Raw genomic sequence first — 20,970 nt, 5'->3', positions numbered from 1 at the left:
AAATTAAAGAGGTATTTCTATCCTGAAAAAAGTGAATAAAATACCTCTTTTTTATTAAAGATTTAAAACTAAATCACAATGACTAGTACAAGCCATCTTAAAAAAACACTTTTTCTGATAGCCATTTTTTATTTAATCATTCAAAACAAAATCGAAGCTCAGGAAAGTGAAGAAAAAGCCTTTAGTCCACATCACCAGATAGGACTTTCTATTAATCATGTTCATGTTTTCGAAGGCCGCGATGACGAAGGAAACCGGGAAGTTTTAAGTCTTCCTGCATGGGGACTAGACTATACTTTTCAGTTCAAAGAAAAATGGGCAATCGGGCTTCATACCGACTTTATTATAGAAAAATTTAAAGTCGAAAAAAATCTTGCCAGCGGAGAAGACAAAGAAACTGTTGAAAGAAGTTACCCCATTGCTCCTGCTTTAGTGGGAATTTATAAACCTAATGAACATTGGAGTTTTCTACTAGGATTTGGTGGTGAATTTGCCAAAGAAGAAGACTTCTTCTTAACTCGCGCGGGCGTAGAATATGGGTACGAATTACCAAAGGGCTGGGAAATTTTCGGTACCACAAGTTATGACTTCAAATGGAATGCTTATGACAGCTGGGGAATTGGTTTAGGAATTGCAAAAAACTTTGGAGGAAAATAAGCTTTAAAAGCAAGTAAAAACAATACAACCCGTAAGCCTATGTTTAGCCATCAAAATAAAATACAGATCTGGAAATATTTTCTTTTGTTCGGAATATTATTTATTGGTTTAAAAGGAATTTCTCAAGAAGAAGTAAAAAAAGACACTACAAAAATAATGAGTGTCCGATATGGAGATAAAGGATTTGAATTGCGAACAAATGACAATAAGTTTTTGTTCCAATTACATAGCAGACTTCAATTTCGTTTTTCGACACCTTACGATACCGATCCTCTAACTTATGACGATTACAGTCAGGATGCCAAAACCACTTTTAAAATAAATCGAGCGAGATTAAAAATAGGTGGTCATGCCTTTGAACCCTGGCTGAAATATTATTGGGAATACGAATTAAGTCAGTCCAACTTGCTCGATTTTAGATTAATGATTGAGAAATGGGATTTTCTGAGTTTTAAAGTAGGACAATGGAAAACTGAGTTTACACGGGAACGTTTCATCAGCAGTGGCGAACAACAAATGGTAGAAAGATCTCTTATCAATAGACCTTTTACAGTTGACAGACAATTAGGAGCCGAAGTTTACGGTCATTTAAAAGGAAAAGGAATCGCCGATTTTAATTATTGGTTTGCCGCCTTAACAGGAACTGGACGTGGAAGCACCTCAAATGATGATAATAATTTAATGTATTTTGGAAGGGCACAATGGAATTTCTTAGGAAGGTTTCTCGATTTTGAAGGCTGTGATTTGGAATTTCACGAAAAACTAACTCCTATTATTGCTTTTTCAGCTATAACAAACCGAAGTCCTTATACCCGTTTTTCTCAAGCAGGAGGCGGTTCGCTTGACGGATTTGAAAATGGTTTAGCCGGACAATACAGAGTAAATCAGTGGAATTTGGAAACCGCGTTTATGTACCGTGGTTTTTCATGGCAGAGCGAGTGGCATACCAAAGAAATTATAGATAAATACAACAACAATGATATGACCGTCATGAAAGGGTATTACGCTCAGGCCGGATACTTCTTCCATCATGTTTTTCATTGGTGGCCACAACATCTTGAAATGGCAGTACGACATGCAGCTTACAGACCTGACTATTCCATTAAACAAAATCGGCAAGACGAATCGACACTGGCTTTTAACTGGTTTTTTAAAGGACATAAAAACAAACTTACTTCAGAAGTCAGTTATTTCAGTTTTCAGGACAAAACGTTGCCATTAGAACAAGGCTGGCGTTTTAGAATTCAGTGGGATATTTCACTCTAAAAACTAAAAAAGGACACACAAACTTTTCCTTTATTTCGATAAACGAGACATTTTTTTTTTATAACTTTAATTCATATAAATCACTGAAAATGAAAAACATATCCAAAACAGTAAGAAAATCAGCACTGATGTGTTTGATTGGAACATTTTTCCTTATTTCAACAGATAGTTTTGCACAACGTTTCGGAGGAGGAGGTGCTGCTCACAGAGGCGGAGGAGGAAACAGAGGCGGCAACATTGGCGGTGCGACACATACAAGACCTGCGCAAACCGCAAGACCCGCACAAACCACAAGACCTGGCTCAAATGGAGGAGGTATACAACGACCAACTAATTCTGCCAATAAGGTAACCAGACCGGCTAATTCTAACAATAAAATAACAAGACCAGCCAACTCCAATAATAAAACGGCGAGACCTGCAACAGCCGGGAATAGAAACAATAACAATAGAACCGGCAACAGAAACACAAACATAAGCGGCAATACCGTTAACAGAAACCGAAATAATGTAAACATTAATGTTAACAATAGTGTTCATGTTCGCAACAATCGCAACACTATCGTTAGACCCGGACCAAGACCTTACGTACGTCCGCCTTATGTATATGGTGGTTACCGATACAATTGTTATCATCCTTATTATCCTCGTCCTTATGTTCCTTTTTATTGGGGACCTGTTTGGCATCCGTGGGGCTTCTTTGTGGCAACTTTAGCAGTTACAGCAATCGTGGTCAGTGTAGAAAGCACACAATATCATTATGATCAGGGAGTTTGGTACACTTCGACAAGCGGTGGTTATACGGCAGTTCCGGCACCAGTTGGCGGTACAGTAAACAATATTCCAAGCGGAGCAGAAACGGTTAATACAGGAACGGTAAATAATTATTACTACGGAGGAACCTATTACGAAAAAGACGGAGGGAAATACACCGTTGTTGCTCCTACTGCCGGAACCATTGTAGAGAAATTACCTGAAGGCGGCGAAGAAGTAACTATTGGAGACGCTAAATATGTAAAATTTGGCGAAACCTATTATCAACCCGTACAAATAGATGGAAAAGACAAATATGAAGTAGTTCAGGTTGAGAAAGAATGATTTTAATTTTATTAATTCTATAAAATTACTATACTATTAAAAGTTATTTTTTATAATTTTATCCCATCTATTTGACAACCATAATATCAGATTAAAATTATTAACCATGAAAAATAAAACTTTTTGGATTTTTGCTATACTGACAATTTCCATCATTTCGCTTGCTTACAGTTATACCAAATTAATGGTGCCTAAAAAAGAAATAGCAGCTGCTGCAGGATGTCATGAAACTCCAAATACCTCTGAACCTTCAGTTTTTAAACCAACCATCGAAAACAAAAACAAACCAACCGGAAAAACACCAGAAGGAATGGTTTGGATTCCCGGCGGTGAATTCTCCATGGGAAGTAATGTTGAAGATGAAAGTTTATGCAGTATTAAAGGTGTTACCAAAGATGCAGCTCCAATTCATCGTGTGTATGTTGATGGTTATTATATGGATAAAACAGAAGTGACTAACGAAGAATTTGAAAAATTTGTGAAAGCTACAGGTTATGTAACAGTTGCAGAGCAAAAACCGACTAAAGAGGAATTTCCAACAGCCAGCGAAGAAGATTTAGTTACAGGCTCTGTTGTTTTTACTCCTACTCCATCGGCAGTAAATCTAAACAACTTTCTACAATGGTGGCGTTATGAACCCGGTGCAGACTGGAGACATCCTGAAGGACCACAAAGCACTATTAAAGGAAAAGAAAAATACCCTGTAGTTCATGTGGTTTACGAAGATGCTGCTGCTTATGCAAAATGGGCAGGAAAAAGACTTCCGACTGAAGCTGAATGGGAATTTGCTGCAAGAGGTGGAAAAACAGGAAATTTATACGCTTGGGGAAATACATTGAAACCGAATGGAAAATTTCAGGCTAATATCTATCAGGGACACTTTCCTATAAAAGATGGCGATACAGGAGAAGATGGATTTAAAGGAATTGCTCCGACAGCTCAATTTGCACCAAATGCCTACGGTTTATATGACATGGCGGGAAATGTTTGGGAATGGGTTAACGACTGGTACAGTGTAGATTATTACAAATCGTTAGCTGAAAGCGGTAAAACAATTAAAAATCCACAAGGTCCTGATGCTTACTACGATCCAAACGATCCAACAGAAGTAAAACGTGTACACCGAGGCGGTTCATTTTTATGTACCGATCAATATTGCACCCGATATATGGTAGGAACAAGAGGAAAAGGCGAAATCAGATCTGCCGCAAATCATGTTGGTTTTAGATGTGTAAAAAGTATTTAACAACTTTAAAATATTCGAAAGGGATTCTTTACAGAATCCCTTTTTTTATTGAATCAGATCATTAAAGCTAAATTTCGCGAGAGATATTTTTTTCTATATTTGCTAAAAATCTAAAAAAATGCAACATATCATAGATCGTTTTATCAGTTATATAACAATTGATACTGAATCAGATCCAAATTCACAAACAACACCAAGTACTCAAAAACAATGGAATCTTGCCAATAAATTAGTTGAAGAACTAAAAGCAATCGGACTTGAAGAAGTAACTATAGATGATAAAGCGTATATCATGGCGACGCTTCCAAGCAACGTAGATCATGAAGTTCCTACAATTGGTTTTGTTTCTCATTTTGATACTTCACCAGATTTCAGCGGTGCAAATGTGAAACCGCAAATCGTTGAAAATTACGACGGAAAAGATATTGTTTTGAATGCTGAAAAAAACATTGTTTTGTCTCCAAACTATTTCAAAGACCTATTACTATATAAAGGACAAACGATCATCACTACTGACGGAACAACTTTGTTAGGCGCTGATGATAAAGCCGGAATTACAGAAATTGTTTCAGCAATGGAATATTTAATCCAGCATCCGGAAATTAAACACGGAAAAATCAGAATCGGTTTTACTCCAGATGAGGAAATCGGACGCGGAGCACATCATTTTGATGTTGAAAAATTCGGAGCACAATGGGCTTATACCATGGATGGAAGTCAGATTGGTGAATTAGAATATGAAAATTTCAATGCTGCCGGAGCAAAAATTACTTTTAAAGGAAAAAGCGTTCATCCTGGTTATGCCAAAGGAAAAATGATCAATTCGATGCTTTTGGCTAACGAATTCATTAATGAACTTCCGAAAGGCGAAACTCCTGAAGAAACAAAAGGTTACGAAGGTTTTTTTCACGTTCACCATATCAAAGGAAATATCGAAGAAACTGTCTTAGAATTGATTATTCGTGATCACAACAAAAAGAAATTCGAAAGACGAAAAGAACTGATTCATAAAATTGCTAAAAAATTCAATAAGAAATTTGCCAAGAAATTCGGTGAAGATATTGTAATTCCTATCGTAAAAGACCAATATTTCAATATGAAAGAAAAGGTTCTTCCTGTAAAACATATTGTTGATATTGCAGAAAAAGCAATGAGAGAATTAAACATCAAGCCAATCATTAAACCTATTCGAGGTGGAACTGATGGTTCTCAATTATCTTTTATGGGATTACCTTGTCCGAACATTTTTGCGGGCGGACATAATTTTCATGGAAAATACGAATATGTACCGGCAGAAAGCATCCAAAAAGCAACTGATGTAATTGTAAAAATTGCTGAATTAACTGCGATTCCGGGTATTTTTGACGCACCAGAAAAAACTAAAAAAAGAAGATAATTTGGGAAATCAATCCGAAAATAAAGGCATTTGGAAGTACAGTGAGAAATGGGAAGAAGAATTACTTCTTCTTAAAGCTATCCTTGACAAAACAGAACTAACCGAAACCACAAAATGGGGCGGTCCGGTTTATGTATACGGAAAAAAGAATGTCGTAGGAATTGGTGGTTTTAAAGACTATTTTACCATTTGGTTTTTCAACGGCGTTTTCCTGAAAGACCCTAAAAAGAAACTGGTAAATGCTCAGGAAGACATAACAAAATCTTTAAGACAATGGCGTTTTACTTCTAAAGAGGAAGTAAATGAAAAAGAAGTTTTAGAATATATTTATGAAGCCATTGAAAACGAAAAACAGGGAAAAGTAATAAAACCTGCTAAAAAAGAAGCTATTATTTCTGAATTGCTAAATAAAGAAATGGAACAAAATCCTGCCTTAAAAGAAGCTTTTGAAAATTTCAAACCTTACAAACAATATGAGTTTCTAGAATATATTGAATCGGCTAAACAGGAAAAAACAAAACTTGCCCGAATCGAGAAAGTTGTTCCAATGATTTTGCAGAATATTGGACTGAATGATAAATATAGGTAATTGAAATTCCAAATTTTAAAATTCCAAATTCCAATCTATACAAAGAAATTCCTTGTCAAAGTTTAAAACTTTGACAAGGAATTTCTTTTTTTGTCATCCTGACGAAGGAAGGATCACACTAGAAACTCCGCAAAGTATGGCAGAAAATCTTTGTAGACTCCCGAGCGTGATCCTTCCTTCGTCAGGATGACAAAACAAGACAAAAAAAATCCCAAACTCCTATTTGGAATTTGGGATTTTTAAAATATTGTAATTTAAAATTTATGCTTTTTTATTCAAAGCAGCACTCAATTCTAAAGAAATAGCAGAACGCTCTAATTTTAATTTTCCTGACATTGTTTCGATTACAACAGTAGTTTCTGCTAATTCAGCAATTTTACCATGGAAACCACTTTTTGTCACTATTTTGTCACCTACTTTAAGGCTGTTTTCGAATTCTTTTTCATTTTTCGCTCTTTTTTGCTGTGGTCTGATCATGAAAAAATAAAGAACCACAAACATTAAAAGAAATGGCGCAAATTGAGTTAATTGTTCCATAATTTAAATTTGTTTTTGATTTATAATTAATATTTTTTGGAATTTGTCTTTTCTAAAATTGGAATTTCTTCACTTTTACATTAATCCTCTTCCAGTTTTCAGCATCTTTTTATTAGCTGTAAGCTCTTTTACCAGATTATCTAAAATTCCGTTGATAAAAATACTGCTTTTTGGAGTAGAATACTCTTTTGCAATCTCTAAATATTCGTTAAGAGTTACTTTTACAGGAATCGATGGGAATTTAACAAATTCACAGATCGCCATTTTTAAGATAATAGTATCAATTTCGGCAATACGATCGCTGTCCCAGTTTGGTGTTTTGTCTTCGTATTCTTTAGCGAAAGCGGTTTCATTTAAAATTGTTCTTCTAAACAAATCTTTAGCAAAATCTTTATCCTCAACATCTTTGTACAATTTAGGCACTCTAAAATCATCCGAATCTTCTGTTTTAATGGCTTTCAATTGTTTCACAATATGTGTATTTACAACTGGAATATCATCAACCCACGTTAATTTATCATCCTCTAAATACTCATATAATTTTTCATTCGGAACAATTACGTTTTCAAACAAATCAATAATAAATTGCCTGTCTTCTTCAAACGTATTGACATTATTCGACATGTATTTTTTATAGATATCACTTGCTTTAACATCATTTAAAAGCAAAATAATATAATCGTCGTTTAATGACCAGTTGTTGATTTTACGATTTTCTAAAGCGATGCTAAGAGAGTTGCTTTCGGCAAGAAGTTGAAAAATTTTATTTTTTACAAATTTTTCATTTGGATTACGTTCTGCTGCAGTAGCAAGATGTTTTTTACTTGACAGATGTAAATAAACGGCTTCTTTTTTACAAATTTCTATCAATGAAGAAAGCATTATAAGATATAGATCCTGAATATTATCAATGCTGTAAAAAAGAAATTTCTCTTCTTTTTCCATATTATCAGAACCGCTTTGATGCATTGCATAAATGGATTGCATTACTTTAACGCGTATGTGTCTTCTATTTACCACCTCGTAAGAACATTTAAAAATTAGTCTGCAAAAGTATAACTTTTGAAGCGTATTCTAAAATTAATTCGTAAAAAAGTCGCCTTTTTAGTAGTCAGTTTTCAGGATTTAGTGGTCAGTGAGCAGTTTTTAGTGAGCAGTACCAAACATTCGCAAAAAAAATCTCAGTTACAGATTAAACTGTAAACTGAGACTTTAAGACTGAACACTTAAAAAAAGTGAACACTGAACACTTAATTACTTCGCCGCGTTCTCTATTCTTCTTTGATCAATTCTGTTTTGAGCAATTGTAAGAGCCGCTTTATGCGTTGTTGTCATATTATTTTTAGCAGCAAAATCTATAATCTCTAAAGTTGTATTATAGATGTTTTCTGTTTTACTCATGATTTCAGCTTTACCATAGTTTGCCAATTCAGCATAAACATTGATAATTCCACCCGCGTTAATTAAGAAATCCGGAGCGTATAAAATTCCTCTTTCCTGCAATCTTGCACCGTGAACATTTTCGTCTGCTAATTGATTGTTGGCAGCACCTGCAATCACTTTAGCTTTAATTTTGTTCACTGTGTTATCATTGATTGTTGCTCCCATTGCACAAGGCGCGTAGATATCAACATCTGCTGTATATAAATCTTCACCAGTGTAAATGGTCGCGTTATATTTTGAAGCAACCTGATATAATTTTTCTTCGTTAATATCAGAAATCGTTACCTGAGCTCCTTCTTTAGTTAAATACTCAACCAAAGTTTCTCCTACGTGTCCAATTCCCTGTACCAAAACTTTTTTACCATCCAAAACATCAGTACCAAACTGACTTTTAGCAGCTGCTTTCATACCTAAATAAACTCCGTAAGCTGTAATTGGAGAAGGATTTCCGGAACCACCTCTCTCTTCAGAAATACCCGTAACATAAGGTGTAACATCTCTAACGGTATCCATGTCTTTAGTTTCCATCCCTACATCCTCTGCAGTAATATATCTTCCGCTAAGTGAATGAACGAATTCACCAAACTTACGCATTAATTCAGGTGTTTTTTGTGTTTTAGCATCACCGATAATTACGGCTTTACCTCCACCAATATTAAGTCCAGTAATGGCAGATTTAAACGTCATACCTCTGGAAAGACGTAAAACATCGTTTAAAGCTTCCCATTCTGTGTTATAATTCCACATTCTGGTTCCTCCCAAAGCTGGCCCCATAACCGAATTATGAATACCAATAATTGCTTTTAAACCTGTATCTTTGTCATTGCAAAATACAATTTGTTCGTGATCGTCAAAAGATAATTGACCAAAAACAGGATCCATTTTTTGAAGTTCCTTTCCAGTTGCGAAAGTTGCATCCATAGCGCTAGTATTAATTAGGTTAAAATTATGAATTCGTCAAAAAGACAAACCAAACATAATTAAAAAATACACAAGTGCTAATTTTTTATCTTTAAAATAACAATATCACAATATAATTGTTTTGATTAAATCGCAAATTATTATAATTTTATTTAATAATAATTCTTAAATACAAATCAATTCAATATCATATTTCTTAAAAAAATGAAAGAATTAAGCTATTTAAACAAATATTTCATCAAATATAAATACAGTTTTTCACTTGGAATTTTAACCACTATAATCGCACAAATATTTTCATTATATACTCCAAAGCTCATCAGTAAGTCTTTAAATGCTATTGAGAATTTTGACAAACTATCTGCTGCAGACCAAAAATCAGAAATTGTAATTTCCGCTTATCGTCAGGATTTAATCCATAACGTATTATTAATCATTGGCACTACGATTGTAGCCGGCTTTTTAACGTTTTTAATGCGTCAGACTTTAATTGTAATGTCCCGCCATATTGAATTTGACTTGAAAAATGAAGTTTTTAGACAATATGAAAATCTATCACAGACTTTCTATAAACAAAACCGTACGGGAGATTTAATGAACCGTATTAGCGAAGATGTTTCGAAAGTCCGCATGTATGTTGGACCGGCAGTTATGTACACTATTAATACCGCTATCCGTTTTGCGATTGTTATATTATATATGTATAATGTATCTCCGCGTCTTACATTATATACGATATTACCGTTACCGATTCTTTCTTACTGCATTTTCAAACTAAGTTCCGAAATCAATAAACGAAGCACGACTTTCCAGCAATACCTTTCCAAGGTTTCCAGTTTTACTCAGGAAATTTTTTCAGGAATCCGTGTAATCAAAGCGTATTCTTTAGAAAATCAGCATCAGAATAATATGGTTGATCTTGCCGAAGAAAGCAAACGTAAAAGTTTAAGCCTGGCAAGAGTTCAATCTTTATTTGGCCCTTTAATGATTGCCCTTATTGGAATCAGTAATTTGGTTGTAATTTATTTTGGAGGCGTTATGTACATCAACGGAAGTATCCCGAATATCGGAACTATTGCCGAGTTTATTTTATATGTAAACATGCTGACCTGGCCTGTTGCTTCTTTAGGATGGGTTTCTTCTATGGTTCAGGAAGCAGAAGCTTCTCAAAAACGTTTAAATGAATTTTTGAAAATCGAGCCGGAAATCAAAAACAACAACGAAAACGCATCCGATATCCAAGGAACGATTCATTTTGACAATGTTTCCTTTACTTATAAAGATACTAATATTGAAGCGCTGAAAAATATTTCTTTTACAGTGAAAAAAGGAGAAACACTTGCCATTTTAGGAAAAACTGGTTCCGGAAAATCAACCATCCTTTCTTTGATTTCAAGATTGTATGATGTAACCGAAGGGGAAGTAAAAATTGACGAAAACGAAATCAGCACTTTAAACCTAAACGATCTTCGAAACAATATCGGAATTGTGCCTCAGGATGCTTTCTTATTTTCGGATACTATCAAAAACAATATCAAATTCGGAAACCAGAATGCAACGGATGAAGAAGTCTATGAAGCAGCCAAAAATGCAGTGGTTCATGATAACATTATCGCCTTTAACAAACAGTATGACACTATTTTAGGAGAAAGAGGAATTACTCTTTCCGGAGGTCAGAAACAGCGTGTTTCTATTGCAAGAGCCATTATTAAAAACCCTGCAATCTTACTTTTTGACGATTGCTTATCAGCAGTCGATACAGAAACTGAAGAAATGATCTTGAATAATTTATTTGAGATTTCGAAAGACAAAACAACCATAATTGTAAGTCACCGAGTGTCATCTGCCAAGAATGCAGACAAAATTATCATACTTGAAGATGGTAAGATTATTCAACAAGGCTCTCATAATCAATTAATAAATCAGGAGGGTTATTATGCGTCGTTATATTTAAAACAACTTTCGGAAAAAGAATTACTTTAATTGTTGCGTAATAGATAATTTTTTATGATTTTTGAGTACTATTAATTCCAAAAATGATAGAACGTATTATGAGAGAAAATGACATGTTAGAAAAAGAAGAGATTTTTTCTAAAGTATTACGAGCAGGAAGAAGAACTTATTTCTTTGATGTGAGAGCTACCAAAGCTGATGATTACTATATTACTATTACCGAAAGCAAAAAGTTTACTGAGGAAGATGGTTCATTTCACTTCAAAAAACACAAAATTTACTTATACAAAGAAGATTTTGGCGCTTTCGCAGAAATATTAGAGGAAATGACTTCTTATGTTTTGAACCACAAAGGCGAAGAAGTAATTTCTGAAAGACATCAAAAAGATTTCAAAAAAGAATATAATTCAGATAAATCTGAAAGTTCAAGATCAAGCTTTACAGATATTGATTTTGATGATATTTAATTCAAAATAAACTTTACAATAAAGTAAGAGTCCAAATTGTTCAGCATTTTGGACTTTTTTTATATATTTAGGTTTTACGTTAGGAGTTATAAGTTATAAGTTAAATGTTAAACTTTAACTTTTTACCAGCACATAACTCTTAACGCATAACTTTCAAATCAACTTTAATTAAATGAAAAAAATAATCATTCTTTTAAGTTTCTTCTTCCTTGCAATTTCTCTTTCTGCACAGAATCTAGAATACGAAACGAAAAATAACATCCAATATTATAATGCAACCCTAAACAAATCTGACAAATATATCAACGAAAGATGCGTACTCGATATTTATTATCCTAAAAATAAAAAAGATTTCGCTACCATTATTTGGTTTCACGGCGGTGGATTGACTGGTGGAAATAAAGAAATTCCAGAGGCTTTAAAAAATAAAGGCTTTGCAATTATTGGAGTAAATTACAGACTATCACCAAAGGCAAAAGCAGCAAAAGCAATTGAAGATGCAGCCGCAGCAGTTGCCTGGGCTTTTAATAATATTGCAAGTTACGGTGGTGACAAATCTTCTATTTTTGTTTCCGGACATTCTGCCGGAGGATATTTAGCGATGATGATCGGTTTAGACAAAAAATGGCTTCAAAAAGAAAATATTGATGCTAATCAGATTGCCGGACTTATTCCGTTTAGTGGGCAATGTATCACACATTTTGAAATTAGAAGAGAAAACGGAATTCCGGAAAAACAACCCACAATTGACCCTTTTGCTCCTTTATTTCATGTTCGCGCCGATGCTGCGCCGTTGTTATTAATTACCGGAGACCGTGAATTGGAAATGCTGGGGCGTTACGAAGAAAATGCTTATATGGCAAGAATGATGAAACTGAACGGACATAAAGAAACCAAACTTTATGAACTGGATGGTTACGGCCACGGAATGACAGAACCCGCTTTTCCATTATTAGTAAATGAAGTAAACCGAATTTTAAAAGAACATCAAAAATAATCACTAAATAAAAATCCACGGCAATGGAGACACAACTTTTAATTATACCAGGACTCGGAGATTCTGGAGAAAAACACTGGCAGACCTTTTGGCATGAAAAATTCGAAAACTCAATTCGTGTTGTACAGGACAATTGGGACGAACCTATTCGGGAAGAATGGATTGCACGCTTAAACGAGAATATTTTAAAACTAGACCAACCAACCATTTTAGTCGCGCATAGTCTGGCTGTTTCATTGGTTTTACATTGGGCAGAAAAATATAATAATCCGAATATTATCGGGGCTTTTTTAGTTGCTCCCGCGGATGTTGATTCACCTCAGCACACACCGGAATGTACGAGAAACTTCTCTCCGATTCCGCTTTACAAATTACCTTTTCCATCGGTAGTTGTAGCAAGCGAAAATGACCCTTATGCTTCTTTCGAAAGAAAAAAATACTTCGCTGAACAATGGGGAAGCGATTTTGTAAATATCGGCCAGCAAGGACACATTAATTCTGATTCTGATTTAAAATATTGGGAAGAAGGACAGTTCCTATTACAGAAGTTGATTGAGAACATTAAAAAGTAGTCAGTGTTCAGATTTTTAGTGTTCAGTTTACTAAAGTTTAAAATTGCTACTGAACACTAAAAACCTAAACACTGAACATTATCCAATTCGCAGTCCATTAGGTATTTTAAAATCCGGAGTCAATAAAACGACGTCTCCTTCCTCTCCTACTGCACCCAAAACCAGACATTCGCTCATAAATTTTCCAATTTGTTTTTTAGGAAAATTGATAACGGCAACAATCTGACGGTTTATCAAATCTTCTTTTTGATATCGTTTGGTAATTTGTGCCGATGATTTTCTAATTCCAATTTCTGAACCAAAATCGATTGTCAATTGATAAGCCGGTTTTCTTGCTTCAGGGAAATCGTTCACTTCTAAAATAGTTCCTACGCGCATGTCGGTACGCTCAAATTCATTCCAGGTTAAATCCATTTTTATAATTCTGTTAGATTTACAAACCTATTAATTTTGTAATGATCACGTTTAATTCTATAATCTTTTTTTAGGCTTTCACTTCTATTTTTACGGAATATGGAGAAAAACTAACATTAAAAAGATAGAAAATGGAAAATAGTTTGATGAATGCCAATCCTTCTCTTAGAGATTATGACTTTGATGTAAAACAGCACAATACTGATAAATATATAGAAACTGCCCAAAATGTTCGTCTTTATGTAAGAGATTATGGAAAAGGAAAACCAGTAATTTTAATTCACGGTTGGCCTTTGTCTAACGAAATGTGGGAATATCAAATCGAGTTTTTAGTTCAGAACAATTACAGAGTTATCGCTTATGACAGAAGAGGTTTTGGAAAATCGTCTCAGCCTTGGGATGGCTATGACTTTGACACTCTTACAGATGATTTAAGCGAAATTATTGAACAGCTTGAATTAAAAGAAGCTACTTTAGTTGGTTTTTCAATGGGCGGTGGCGAAGTGGTTCGTTACTTTAGCAGACATCACGGAAAAAGCATCACAAAAGCTGCTCTAATTTCATCTATTATTCCGTTTCTACTAAAAACGGAAGACAATCCTGATGGACGACCAGTAGAAAAAAGCGAAAATACAGCTGCATCCATAAAAGAAGACAGAATTGGTTTTCTGGATAATTTTGGCAAAATCTTTTTTGGTGTAAACATCATCAATAAACCTGTAAGCAACCCTCTGTTAGAATACTATAGAAATTTATGCTCGGCAGCTTCTCCAAGAGCAACATTACAATGTGCAGCTTCTTTAAATACAACCGATTTTAGAGACGAACTGAATACTATAAAAGTTCCCACTTTAATTATTCATGGAGATGATGATAAAGTGGTTTCAATGGATTTAACTTCAAAAAAAGCAGCTGATGCCATCGCAGATAATAACTTCATTGTTTATGAAGGCGCTCCACATGGTTTATTTTATACAGAAAGAGAAAAACTAAACGAGGATTTACTTCAATTTTTAAATTCTTAAAAAATAAAGAAAAGTATCCAAAGAGCAAGCCCAAAAAGCTAACTGCTTCTTTGGATATTTTTTATTCTTGTGCGCTTTTATTTACAGATTTTTAAAGCTATTTTTGAAAATCAAATTTCTAGTAAAATGGCACGTACAGAATCGACAATGCTTCCTTTAGGCACAATTGCACCCGATTTTTATTTAAAAGACACCAATTCCAACGATACTTTCTCATTTGAAGATTTAAAAGGATCTAAAGGAACTTTGGTTATGTTCATCTGCAATCATTGTCCGTTTGTACATCATGTTATACAGGAAGTTGTCATGATTGCCAATGATTATCGGGTTATGGGAATTGGCGTAATTTCTATTTCGAGTAACGATGTTGTAAAATATCCACAGGATTCTCCGGAATTAATGACGGAATTTGCATTGGAAAACAGAATCGATTTCCCATATCTGTACGATGAAAGCCAGGAAACAGCAAAAGCTTATCAGGCAGCTTGTACTCCGGATTTTTATTTATTTGATAATCAAGATAAATTATTTTATCGTGGACAATTGGACGACTCAAGACCTGGTAACGGAATTCCGCTTAGCGGAAGCGATCTTAGAGGAGCAATTGATGCCTTAATTTACAACAGAAGTTTAAAGGAACCACAAAAACCAAGTTTGGGTTGCGGCATAAAATGGAAGTAAATTACGCACTAAATTCAAAAAGATTAACTATCTTTGCAAATCAATTTAATCATCCTTATGGGAAATAAAATGCCATTTACAGCCTCTGAAAAGTCGTTTTGCTTTGCAAAGCCGCTTGCTGCTGTAATTATTTCACATAATAAGGCCTTTATTAATTAGGCCTCCGTCTACTTCAGTTTTCTTCTTTTTGACGGAGGATTTATATCAAGCTTAAACATTTCTTTATTTGACAAAATCAGTTTTTGATCAGATATTTTTTTGTTTTTTCCAGTTTAAACATTTTCGATTATTGTCTTTTTTAAAGACCAGAATGCATTTTTTTTATAAATCCAAAAGAAGAAAAATTACTCAGATAGTATAACAATAAATTCAATGTAGATATGAAACCAACACCCACTTTCTGTAAATCAGATTATCAATTTTTAAGAGAATTGATTTTAAAAAGCAAAAACTCAACAAATACTAAAGAAGCTAATCAGCTTTCGCAAGAATTGGATCGTGCTGTTATTAGCAAAGAAAGCGAACTGGACAGTTCTGTAATCCGAATCAATTCTATAGTAACAATTGAGGATGTGAAAGCAAAAAAACAAATGAAAATTCAAATCGTTTTACCATCTGCTGCAGATGTAAAACAATCTAAAATATCAATTCTGGCGCCGTTAAGTGTAGCTATTATTGGTTTTAAAGAAAATGACGAAGTAGATTGGGAACTGCCGGCTGGTATTAAAACATTAAAAGTAGTAGCTGTAGACAATTCGGCTGTTTCGCATTCTTAACTTTTTAAACACCTCATTCTGTGACGGTGTTTTTTTTATATCTATCTGAAAATAAAAAAACTGTTCAATCGAACAGTTTTTTTTATGCTTTTCAAAATTACAAACTATAATTGCGAATGAATGTAATCTGTAACCGACGCTAATTGAGTTTCGTCTAGCTTGGCTTTCTTACCCATTCTCACCAAAATTGGACTCCATTCTTCTTTTGTAAATTTTTTAGGATCGTACAATTTGTGGCATTTTGCACAATTGTTCTCGTACATGCTTTTACCGGCTTCTAATTCAGGTGTCAATGCAACTGTTTTAGAAGGTTCAGCAGGCGTTGAAGCAACAGCAGCCGTTTTTTGAGAACCACAGGCAACCATAAATAATGCAAGCCCTGCAAGGATTAAAATATTTTTCATCAGCTTTGTTTTTTTTATAAATATAAAAAAATCCCATATACCGTGGTATATGGGATTGCTATTTAAAACAATACTAAATTGCTTCTAAATTCTTATTTTACGTCCATTAATTCAACGTCAAAAATCAAAGTTGCATGCGGAGGAATAACTCCACCTGCACCAGATGGTCCATAAGCTAAATCAGAAGGAATTACAAAACGAGCTTTGTCTCCAACTTGTAATAAAGCAATACCTTCGTCCCAGCCTTCAATAACTTGTCCAATTCCTAATTTGAATTCGATTGGTTTTTTACGTGGGTAAGAAGAATCAAAAACTTTTCCGTTTTCTAAAGACCCTTCGTAGTGAACAGAAACCGTTTTACCAGCTTCAGCTCTTTTACCTTCCCCTTTTTGAATCATTTTATAACGTAAACCGCTTTCCGTTTTATCAAAACCAGCAGCTAATTGTTCCATTTTTGCTTCAGATTCTGCTTTTAAAGCTGCCTCTCTTTTCATTCTAGCACCTTTTAAAGAAATGAAAGCTTCGATTGCATTCCATTTTTGAGCTTCTTCTCCTACTCTGATAATTTCTACAGATTCTAATGCATCACCCTGAGCAACAGCATCAACAACATCCTGTCCTTCAACAACGTGTCCAAAAACAGTGTGCTTTCCGTCTAACCAAGGAGTTGGTACGTGAGTGATGAAGAATTGAGATCCGTTAGTTCCAGGACCAGAATTTGCCATAGATAAAACTCCCGGACGATCGTGTTTTAAGCTTGACACAAACTCGTCATCAAATTTATATCCTGGATCTCCTGTTCCAGTTCCTTTAGGACATCCACCCTGAATCATAAAATCAGCGATAACTCTGTGGAAGTTTAAACCATCATAGAATTTTTGTCCTTGAGGTTTTACTTTATTTTCCATATTTCCTTCTGCAAGAGCCACAAAGTTCCCTACAGTTCCAGGTGTTAAATCGTGTGTTAGTTTAACTAAAATCGAACCTTTGCTAGTGTTGAATTTAGCGTATATTCCGTTTTCCATTGTTGTTATTTTTTAATTGAACGCAAATTTACAATTAATTTCTTAATCAATTTGTGCTTTCTCTCTTTTAGATTTTGATTTATAAGTAAGTCCGTAAACCGTTAATGATACTAAAGATAAGACCATACAGCCAATTGTTACAGCGTGCCATCCACCTAATTTCCATAATAATAATCCGTATGCAGATCCTGCCGCGGTTCCTAAAAAGGTAAGTGACATAAATACTGTATTTAGTCTGTTTCTGGCTTCGGGCAATAAAGAATAAACACGTGTCTGATTAGAAATGTGAACGCCCTGAATACCAATATCTATAAATACAATTCCAATTGCGATTCCGATTACACTTTCGATTGAAAAGTAAAAAATCAGAAAGCTTATTAAAACTAATAAAATTCCATAACCTACTGCAATTCTGGAATTCCCTTTATCTCCAAGTTTTCCAACTAAAGGTGCAGCCAAAGCTCCGGAAGCCCCCACAATTCCAAATAAACCGATTGTAGCACTATTAAAGTTAAACGGTTCTCCGGAAAGCAATAAAACCATTGTAGTCCAGAAAGCGCCAAACTGAGCAAAACTGAAAACATTGATTGCCGTTGCTTCTCTTAAAACCGGCTGTGTTTTAATAAGCGTAAATAAGGATCTGATTAACTGTCCATAAGTTCCCTGAAACTGTGGTTTATTAACCGGGAATTTACTCTGAATCACAAAAAAGATCAGAAGACAGATTCCTGCAGCAATATAAAACATGGATCTCCAGCCTAAAACCTGACCAATAAATCCGCTTAACGTTCGCGAAAGCAAAATTCCAACCAATAATCCGCTCATAATGGTTCCGACCACTTTTCCTCGCTGCTCAGGTGCACTCATAGAGGCTGCCAAAGGCAAGATAAGCTGCGGCACAATAGAAGTAATTCCGATTAACAATGAAGCAATCTGTAAAACCAGAAAACTTTTGGCTGTTGCCGCAATCAGTAAAGCAATTACTGTTGCAAAAGTAGTCATTAAAATTTGCCTTTTTCTTTCGATTTTATCACCAAGCGGCACCATAAAAAACAATCCAATTGCATAACCTGCCTGAGTAAGATAGGTTATCGTTCCGGCATTGGCTTCAGGAATTTTAAATTCGTTAGCGATTAAAACAATCAAAGGCTGGCAGTAATAAAGATTTGCAACTATAAGTCCAGTGCAAACTGCCATAAAAAGTACATTTGTTTTGGATAAATTCATGCTGCAAAAATACCGATCTAATCTTAATTGAAACTTTAAAAAAGTTATAAAATTTTTAATTTTAAGATTAGATCAGAATTTCGACATCAAATTTTAATTGATTCTGAATCGTTTAGTAATTCAAAAAATCTTCTCTTGCCGGACTAAAAACATCTGTCAGCATTCCCGTTTCCAGACAGACAACTCCATGAATCGCGTGAGGCGGGATATAAAAACTATCGCCTTCTTTTAGAGTTTGCGTAACTCCGTTAATTGTAACATCAAAAACCCCGCTTGCAATGTATGTCGCCTGAGAATGATGATGTTCATGCAGAGTTCCTATTCCTCCTTTTTCAAAATGAACATTTACAATCATTACGCGATCATCAAAAGCCAGAATTTTACGTTTTATTCCATTACCTACTACTTCCCACTCTATTTCATCTCCTTTTATAAATTCTTTGCTAGTTTTCATTTTTATTTGTTTTTAATTTTTTCAAGATCTTTTTGCATCAAAGCTAACCCATCAGTCAAATGATTCTCTTTAAAGTATTTTTCTAATTCTTTTAACCTTTTACTATTATCGTATTCAATTCCCGAATTTAGTTTTCTTTGGCAAAGCGAACACAATCTTATTGAGTTAGAATCTGTTTCTGTCATACTATTGGTTCCATTCATAACACAATTTGCTACGATACAATGATGCAAACCAAACATATGACCTATTTCATGCGAGCAAATTTTCAGTAATCGTTCTAAGCACAAATTAAAATCTGCTTCTTTTTGCATTCTGTACATCGAACTCACTGCTATTTTCTCACTATAAGATGCCAGACCAAAAACATAATTCCATTCTGGTTTTGGATACAAATCCTTTTCAGTTACTGCCATTAATGCAATTCTTTTATCAGGACTTTCCTCCTTCAAAACATCAGTCAAAATATATCCTGCTAAAAACTGTTCCTGTCCAACATCGCCAATCCGTCTGGCTTTATTGGGAATAATATCATTGGAAGCATTTTCCAAAACTTTAGTTTCAAGCTGAAAAAATATTTGCAAATACTGCCGAACCAATTCAATCTGTTTTAACTGTGACGAATCAAATTTTCCAATTGGTTTCAAATAGATAATATTCTCTTCTTCGGTTGGAACAACATGTTTGGTACGAACAAATTGTTCAAAACTTTGTCCTTTTTCTTTATGAGAAAACAACCAATCGCCATAAGCAGGTTTTCCAAGCTTTACATCATTAACTTTAATATCTGTAAAATAAGGTTCCGGCGGTAATATTGACTGCGAAGCTAATTGTATTTTTGAATTTGTTTTTTCTTTTTTCTCAGATTGACAAGAACAAAAAATCACAAGAAACACCAAAAGAATTTTCTTCATAGATTGAAATAAAATTAGAGTATATTTTTAGAAATAAAATCACAACTTTCTTTAATCGAATCAAAAGAATCCCTCGCAAAATTATTTTCCTGCTCTACAAAAAAATGAACCATTCCGGATTGTTTTGCTGCTGCAAATAAAGGCTTAAAATCGATTGTTCCGGAACCTACTTCCGTATTTAAATCATTATTGTTTTTATCTTTATCCTTCACGTGCCACATTTTAAAACGTCGGGGATTTTCTTTAAACAATTTTAAAGGATCATTTCCGGAATGAATGACCCAATATAAATCCAATTCAAAATAAACCAAATCTTTATCAGTTTCTTTTAGCAAGATCTCATAGCCAGTAATCCCGTCATGTTTTTGAAACTCAAAATCATGGTTATGATAAGCCAGTTTCAAACCCGCTTTTTTACACATCAACGCTGCTTCATTTACACGGGCGGCAATCTTTTTATAATCTTCTATATTTCTTCTAAATGGTTCATCTACCCATGGAATGGTCAAAAACTCACTTTTTAAAGTTTTCGCTGCCTCAATCGAAGCAATCAGTTCTGTGGTATTTCCATCGTATAAAAAACTTCCAAGATTATAATGTCCGCTAACTGCTTTCAGATTATTATCCTCCAGAATCTTTTTCAATTCTTTTGGAGTCAATCCCCAAAATTGATCTTTCGTTGAAAAACCATATGTTTCAACAGTTGTGTATCCTGACCTGGCTACTTTCTCTAAAGTTGCTTTTACATCTTTTGGAAGTTCTTCACGAAGCGTGTACAATTGAAGTCCTATTTCTTTTTTATTCATAGAAAATGCTAATGATGGCCGGGCTAAAACTGCTGTCGTGGCAAGACCTGTGGTTACTATAAAATTTCTTCTTGTAATCATGTGGTTAGATAAGTTTCAGAAA

The 20,970-nt window shown here is 34.4% G+C and carries 23 protein-coding genes; 13 read left to right on the top strand and 10 right to left on the bottom strand.

Annotation, left to right across the window (positions count from 1 at the left end):
- Positions 1–78 precede the first annotated feature (78 nt).
- The 6 genes from HYN56_RS12210 (at position 79) to HYN56_RS12185 (ending at position 6,251) form a co-directional block, all read left to right on the top strand.
- Positions 79–657 carry a hypothetical protein gene (locus HYN56_RS12210; protein WP_109192427.1) on the top strand — a complete coding sequence of 193 codons (579 nt, stop codon included), beginning with the start codon at positions 79–81 and terminating at the stop codon, positions 655–657.
- A 39-nt stretch (positions 658–696) separates the two neighbouring features.
- Positions 697–1,923, top strand: coding sequence for an OprO/OprP family phosphate-selective porin (locus HYN56_RS12205; protein WP_109192426.1), 1,227 nt, complete (start codon positions 697–699; stop codon positions 1,921–1,923).
- Between the two features lie 89 nt (positions 1,924–2,012).
- Positions 2,013–3,020: a DUF6515 family protein gene (locus HYN56_RS12200; protein ID WP_109192425.1), complete on the top strand. Its 1,008-nt coding sequence runs from the start codon at positions 2,013–2,015 to the stop codon at positions 3,018–3,020.
- Between the two features lie 106 nt (positions 3,021–3,126).
- On the top strand, positions 3,127–4,266 hold the full coding sequence (locus HYN56_RS12195; RefSeq protein WP_109192424.1) for a formylglycine-generating enzyme family protein: 1,140 nt from the start codon (positions 3,127–3,129) through the stop codon (positions 4,264–4,266).
- Positions 4,267–4,384: 118 nt separating this feature from the next.
- Complete coding sequence (gene pepT / locus HYN56_RS12190; RefSeq protein ID WP_109192423.1) at positions 4,385–5,662, top strand: peptidase T; 1,278 nt, start codon at positions 4,385–4,387, stop codon at positions 5,660–5,662.
- A 1-nt stretch (position 5,663) separates the two neighbouring features.
- Positions 5,664–6,251 carry a YdeI/OmpD-associated family protein gene (locus HYN56_RS12185; RefSeq protein WP_109194786.1) on the top strand — a complete coding sequence of 196 codons (588 nt, stop codon included), beginning with the start codon at positions 5,664–5,666 and terminating at the stop codon, positions 6,249–6,251.
- A gap of 261 nt (positions 6,252–6,512) precedes the next feature.
- On the opposite strand, the gene yajC is transcribed toward HYN56_RS12185, so the two are convergent.
- From yajC to HYN56_RS12170, 3 genes are all read right to left on the bottom strand, one after another.
- Positions 6,513–6,788, bottom strand: a complete 276-nt coding sequence (gene yajC / locus HYN56_RS12180) for a preprotein translocase subunit YajC (RefSeq protein WP_109192422.1) — start codon at positions 6,786–6,788, stop codon at positions 6,513–6,515.
- Between the two features lie 75 nt (positions 6,789–6,863).
- Positions 6,864–7,775 carry a transcription antitermination factor NusB gene (gene nusB, locus HYN56_RS12175; protein ID WP_109194785.1) on the bottom strand — a complete coding sequence of 304 codons (912 nt, stop codon included), beginning with the start codon at positions 7,773–7,775 and terminating at the stop codon, positions 6,864–6,866.
- Positions 7,776–8,042: 267 nt separating this feature from the next.
- Entirely contained in the window at positions 8,043–9,152 is a 1,110-nt protein-coding gene (locus HYN56_RS12170; RefSeq protein WP_109192421.1) for a Glu/Leu/Phe/Val family dehydrogenase, read from the bottom strand.
- A 204-nt stretch (positions 9,153–9,356) separates the two neighbouring features.
- On the opposite strand from HYN56_RS12170, the gene HYN56_RS12165 reads away from it, so the two are divergent.
- From HYN56_RS12165 to HYN56_RS12150, 4 genes are all read left to right on the top strand, one after another.
- Complete coding sequence (locus tag HYN56_RS12165) at positions 9,357–11,135, top strand: ABC transporter ATP-binding protein (RefSeq protein WP_109192420.1); 1,779 nt, start codon at positions 9,357–9,359, stop codon at positions 11,133–11,135.
- Positions 11,136–11,203: 68 nt separating this feature from the next.
- Positions 11,204–11,572: a PUR family DNA/RNA-binding protein gene (locus tag HYN56_RS12160; protein ID WP_109192419.1), complete on the top strand. Its 369-nt coding sequence runs from the start codon at positions 11,204–11,206 to the stop codon at positions 11,570–11,572.
- Between the two features lie 172 nt (positions 11,573–11,744).
- Entirely contained in the window at positions 11,745–12,569 is an 825-nt protein-coding gene (locus HYN56_RS12155) for an alpha/beta hydrolase (protein ID WP_109192418.1), read from the top strand.
- A gap of 23 nt (positions 12,570–12,592) precedes the next feature.
- Positions 12,593–13,141, top strand: coding sequence for an RBBP9/YdeN family alpha/beta hydrolase (locus HYN56_RS12150; protein ID WP_109192417.1), 549 nt, complete (start codon positions 12,593–12,595; stop codon positions 13,139–13,141).
- A 78-nt stretch (positions 13,142–13,219) separates the two neighbouring features.
- On the opposite strand, the gene HYN56_RS12145 is transcribed toward HYN56_RS12150, so the two are convergent.
- A complete protein-coding gene (locus HYN56_RS12145) occupies positions 13,220–13,555 on the bottom strand; it encodes a tRNA-binding protein (protein WP_109192416.1) in 336 nt (111 codons plus the stop codon).
- Positions 13,556–13,686: 131 nt separating this feature from the next.
- On the opposite strand from HYN56_RS12145, the gene HYN56_RS12140 reads away from it, so the two are divergent.
- From HYN56_RS12140 to HYN56_RS12130, 3 genes are all read left to right on the top strand, one after another.
- Positions 13,687–14,580 (top strand): alpha/beta fold hydrolase, encoded by an 894-nt coding sequence (locus tag HYN56_RS12140; protein WP_109192415.1) that lies wholly within the window; start codon positions 13,687–13,689, stop codon positions 14,578–14,580.
- Between the two features lie 126 nt (positions 14,581–14,706).
- Positions 14,707–15,261 carry a thioredoxin family protein gene (locus HYN56_RS12135; protein WP_109194784.1) on the top strand — a complete coding sequence of 185 codons (555 nt, stop codon included), beginning with the start codon at positions 14,707–14,709 and terminating at the stop codon, positions 15,259–15,261.
- A 380-nt stretch (positions 15,262–15,641) separates the two neighbouring features.
- A complete protein-coding gene (locus HYN56_RS12130) occupies positions 15,642–16,037 on the top strand; it encodes a GreA/GreB family elongation factor (RefSeq protein WP_109192414.1) in 396 nt (131 codons plus the stop codon).
- A 104-nt stretch (positions 16,038–16,141) separates the two neighbouring features.
- On the opposite strand, the gene HYN56_RS12125 is transcribed toward HYN56_RS12130, so the two are convergent.
- The 6 genes from HYN56_RS12125 to HYN56_RS12100 all read right to left on the bottom strand — a co-directional run bounded on the left by HYN56_RS12125 (position 16,142) and on the right by HYN56_RS12100 (position 20,948).
- The gene (locus HYN56_RS12125; RefSeq protein ID WP_109192413.1) at positions 16,142–16,441 is read right to left on the bottom strand and encodes a c-type cytochrome; all 300 of its coding nucleotides are present in this window, start codon (positions 16,439–16,441) and stop codon (positions 16,142–16,144) included.
- Positions 16,442–16,533: 92 nt separating this feature from the next.
- Positions 16,534–17,466 (bottom strand): peptidylprolyl isomerase, encoded by a 933-nt coding sequence (locus tag HYN56_RS12120; RefSeq protein ID WP_109192412.1) that lies wholly within the window; start codon positions 17,464–17,466, stop codon positions 16,534–16,536.
- Positions 17,467–17,508: 42 nt separating this feature from the next.
- Positions 17,509–18,663 (bottom strand): MFS transporter, encoded by a 1,155-nt coding sequence (locus HYN56_RS12115; protein WP_240622694.1) that lies wholly within the window; start codon positions 18,661–18,663, stop codon positions 17,509–17,511.
- A gap of 142 nt (positions 18,664–18,805) precedes the next feature.
- A complete protein-coding gene (locus tag HYN56_RS12110; protein WP_109192410.1) occupies positions 18,806–19,147 on the bottom strand; it encodes a cupin domain-containing protein in 342 nt (113 codons plus the stop codon).
- 2 nt (positions 19,148–19,149) lie between these two features.
- Positions 19,150–20,061, bottom strand: a complete 912-nt coding sequence (locus HYN56_RS12105) for an archaemetzincin family Zn-dependent metalloprotease (RefSeq protein ID WP_109192409.1) — start codon at positions 20,059–20,061, stop codon at positions 19,150–19,152.
- A gap of 14 nt (positions 20,062–20,075) precedes the next feature.
- A complete protein-coding gene (locus HYN56_RS12100) occupies positions 20,076–20,948 on the bottom strand; it encodes a sugar phosphate isomerase/epimerase family protein (RefSeq protein ID WP_109192408.1) in 873 nt (290 codons plus the stop codon).
- Positions 20,949–20,970: the final 22 nt, after the last annotated feature.

This window comes from Flavobacterium crocinum, assembly GCF_003122385.1.
GTDB classification, from domain to species: Bacteria; Bacteroidota; Bacteroidia; order Flavobacteriales; family Flavobacteriaceae; genus Flavobacterium; species Flavobacterium crocinum.
This window is presented reverse-complemented; position numbering and strand designations above follow the sequence as displayed.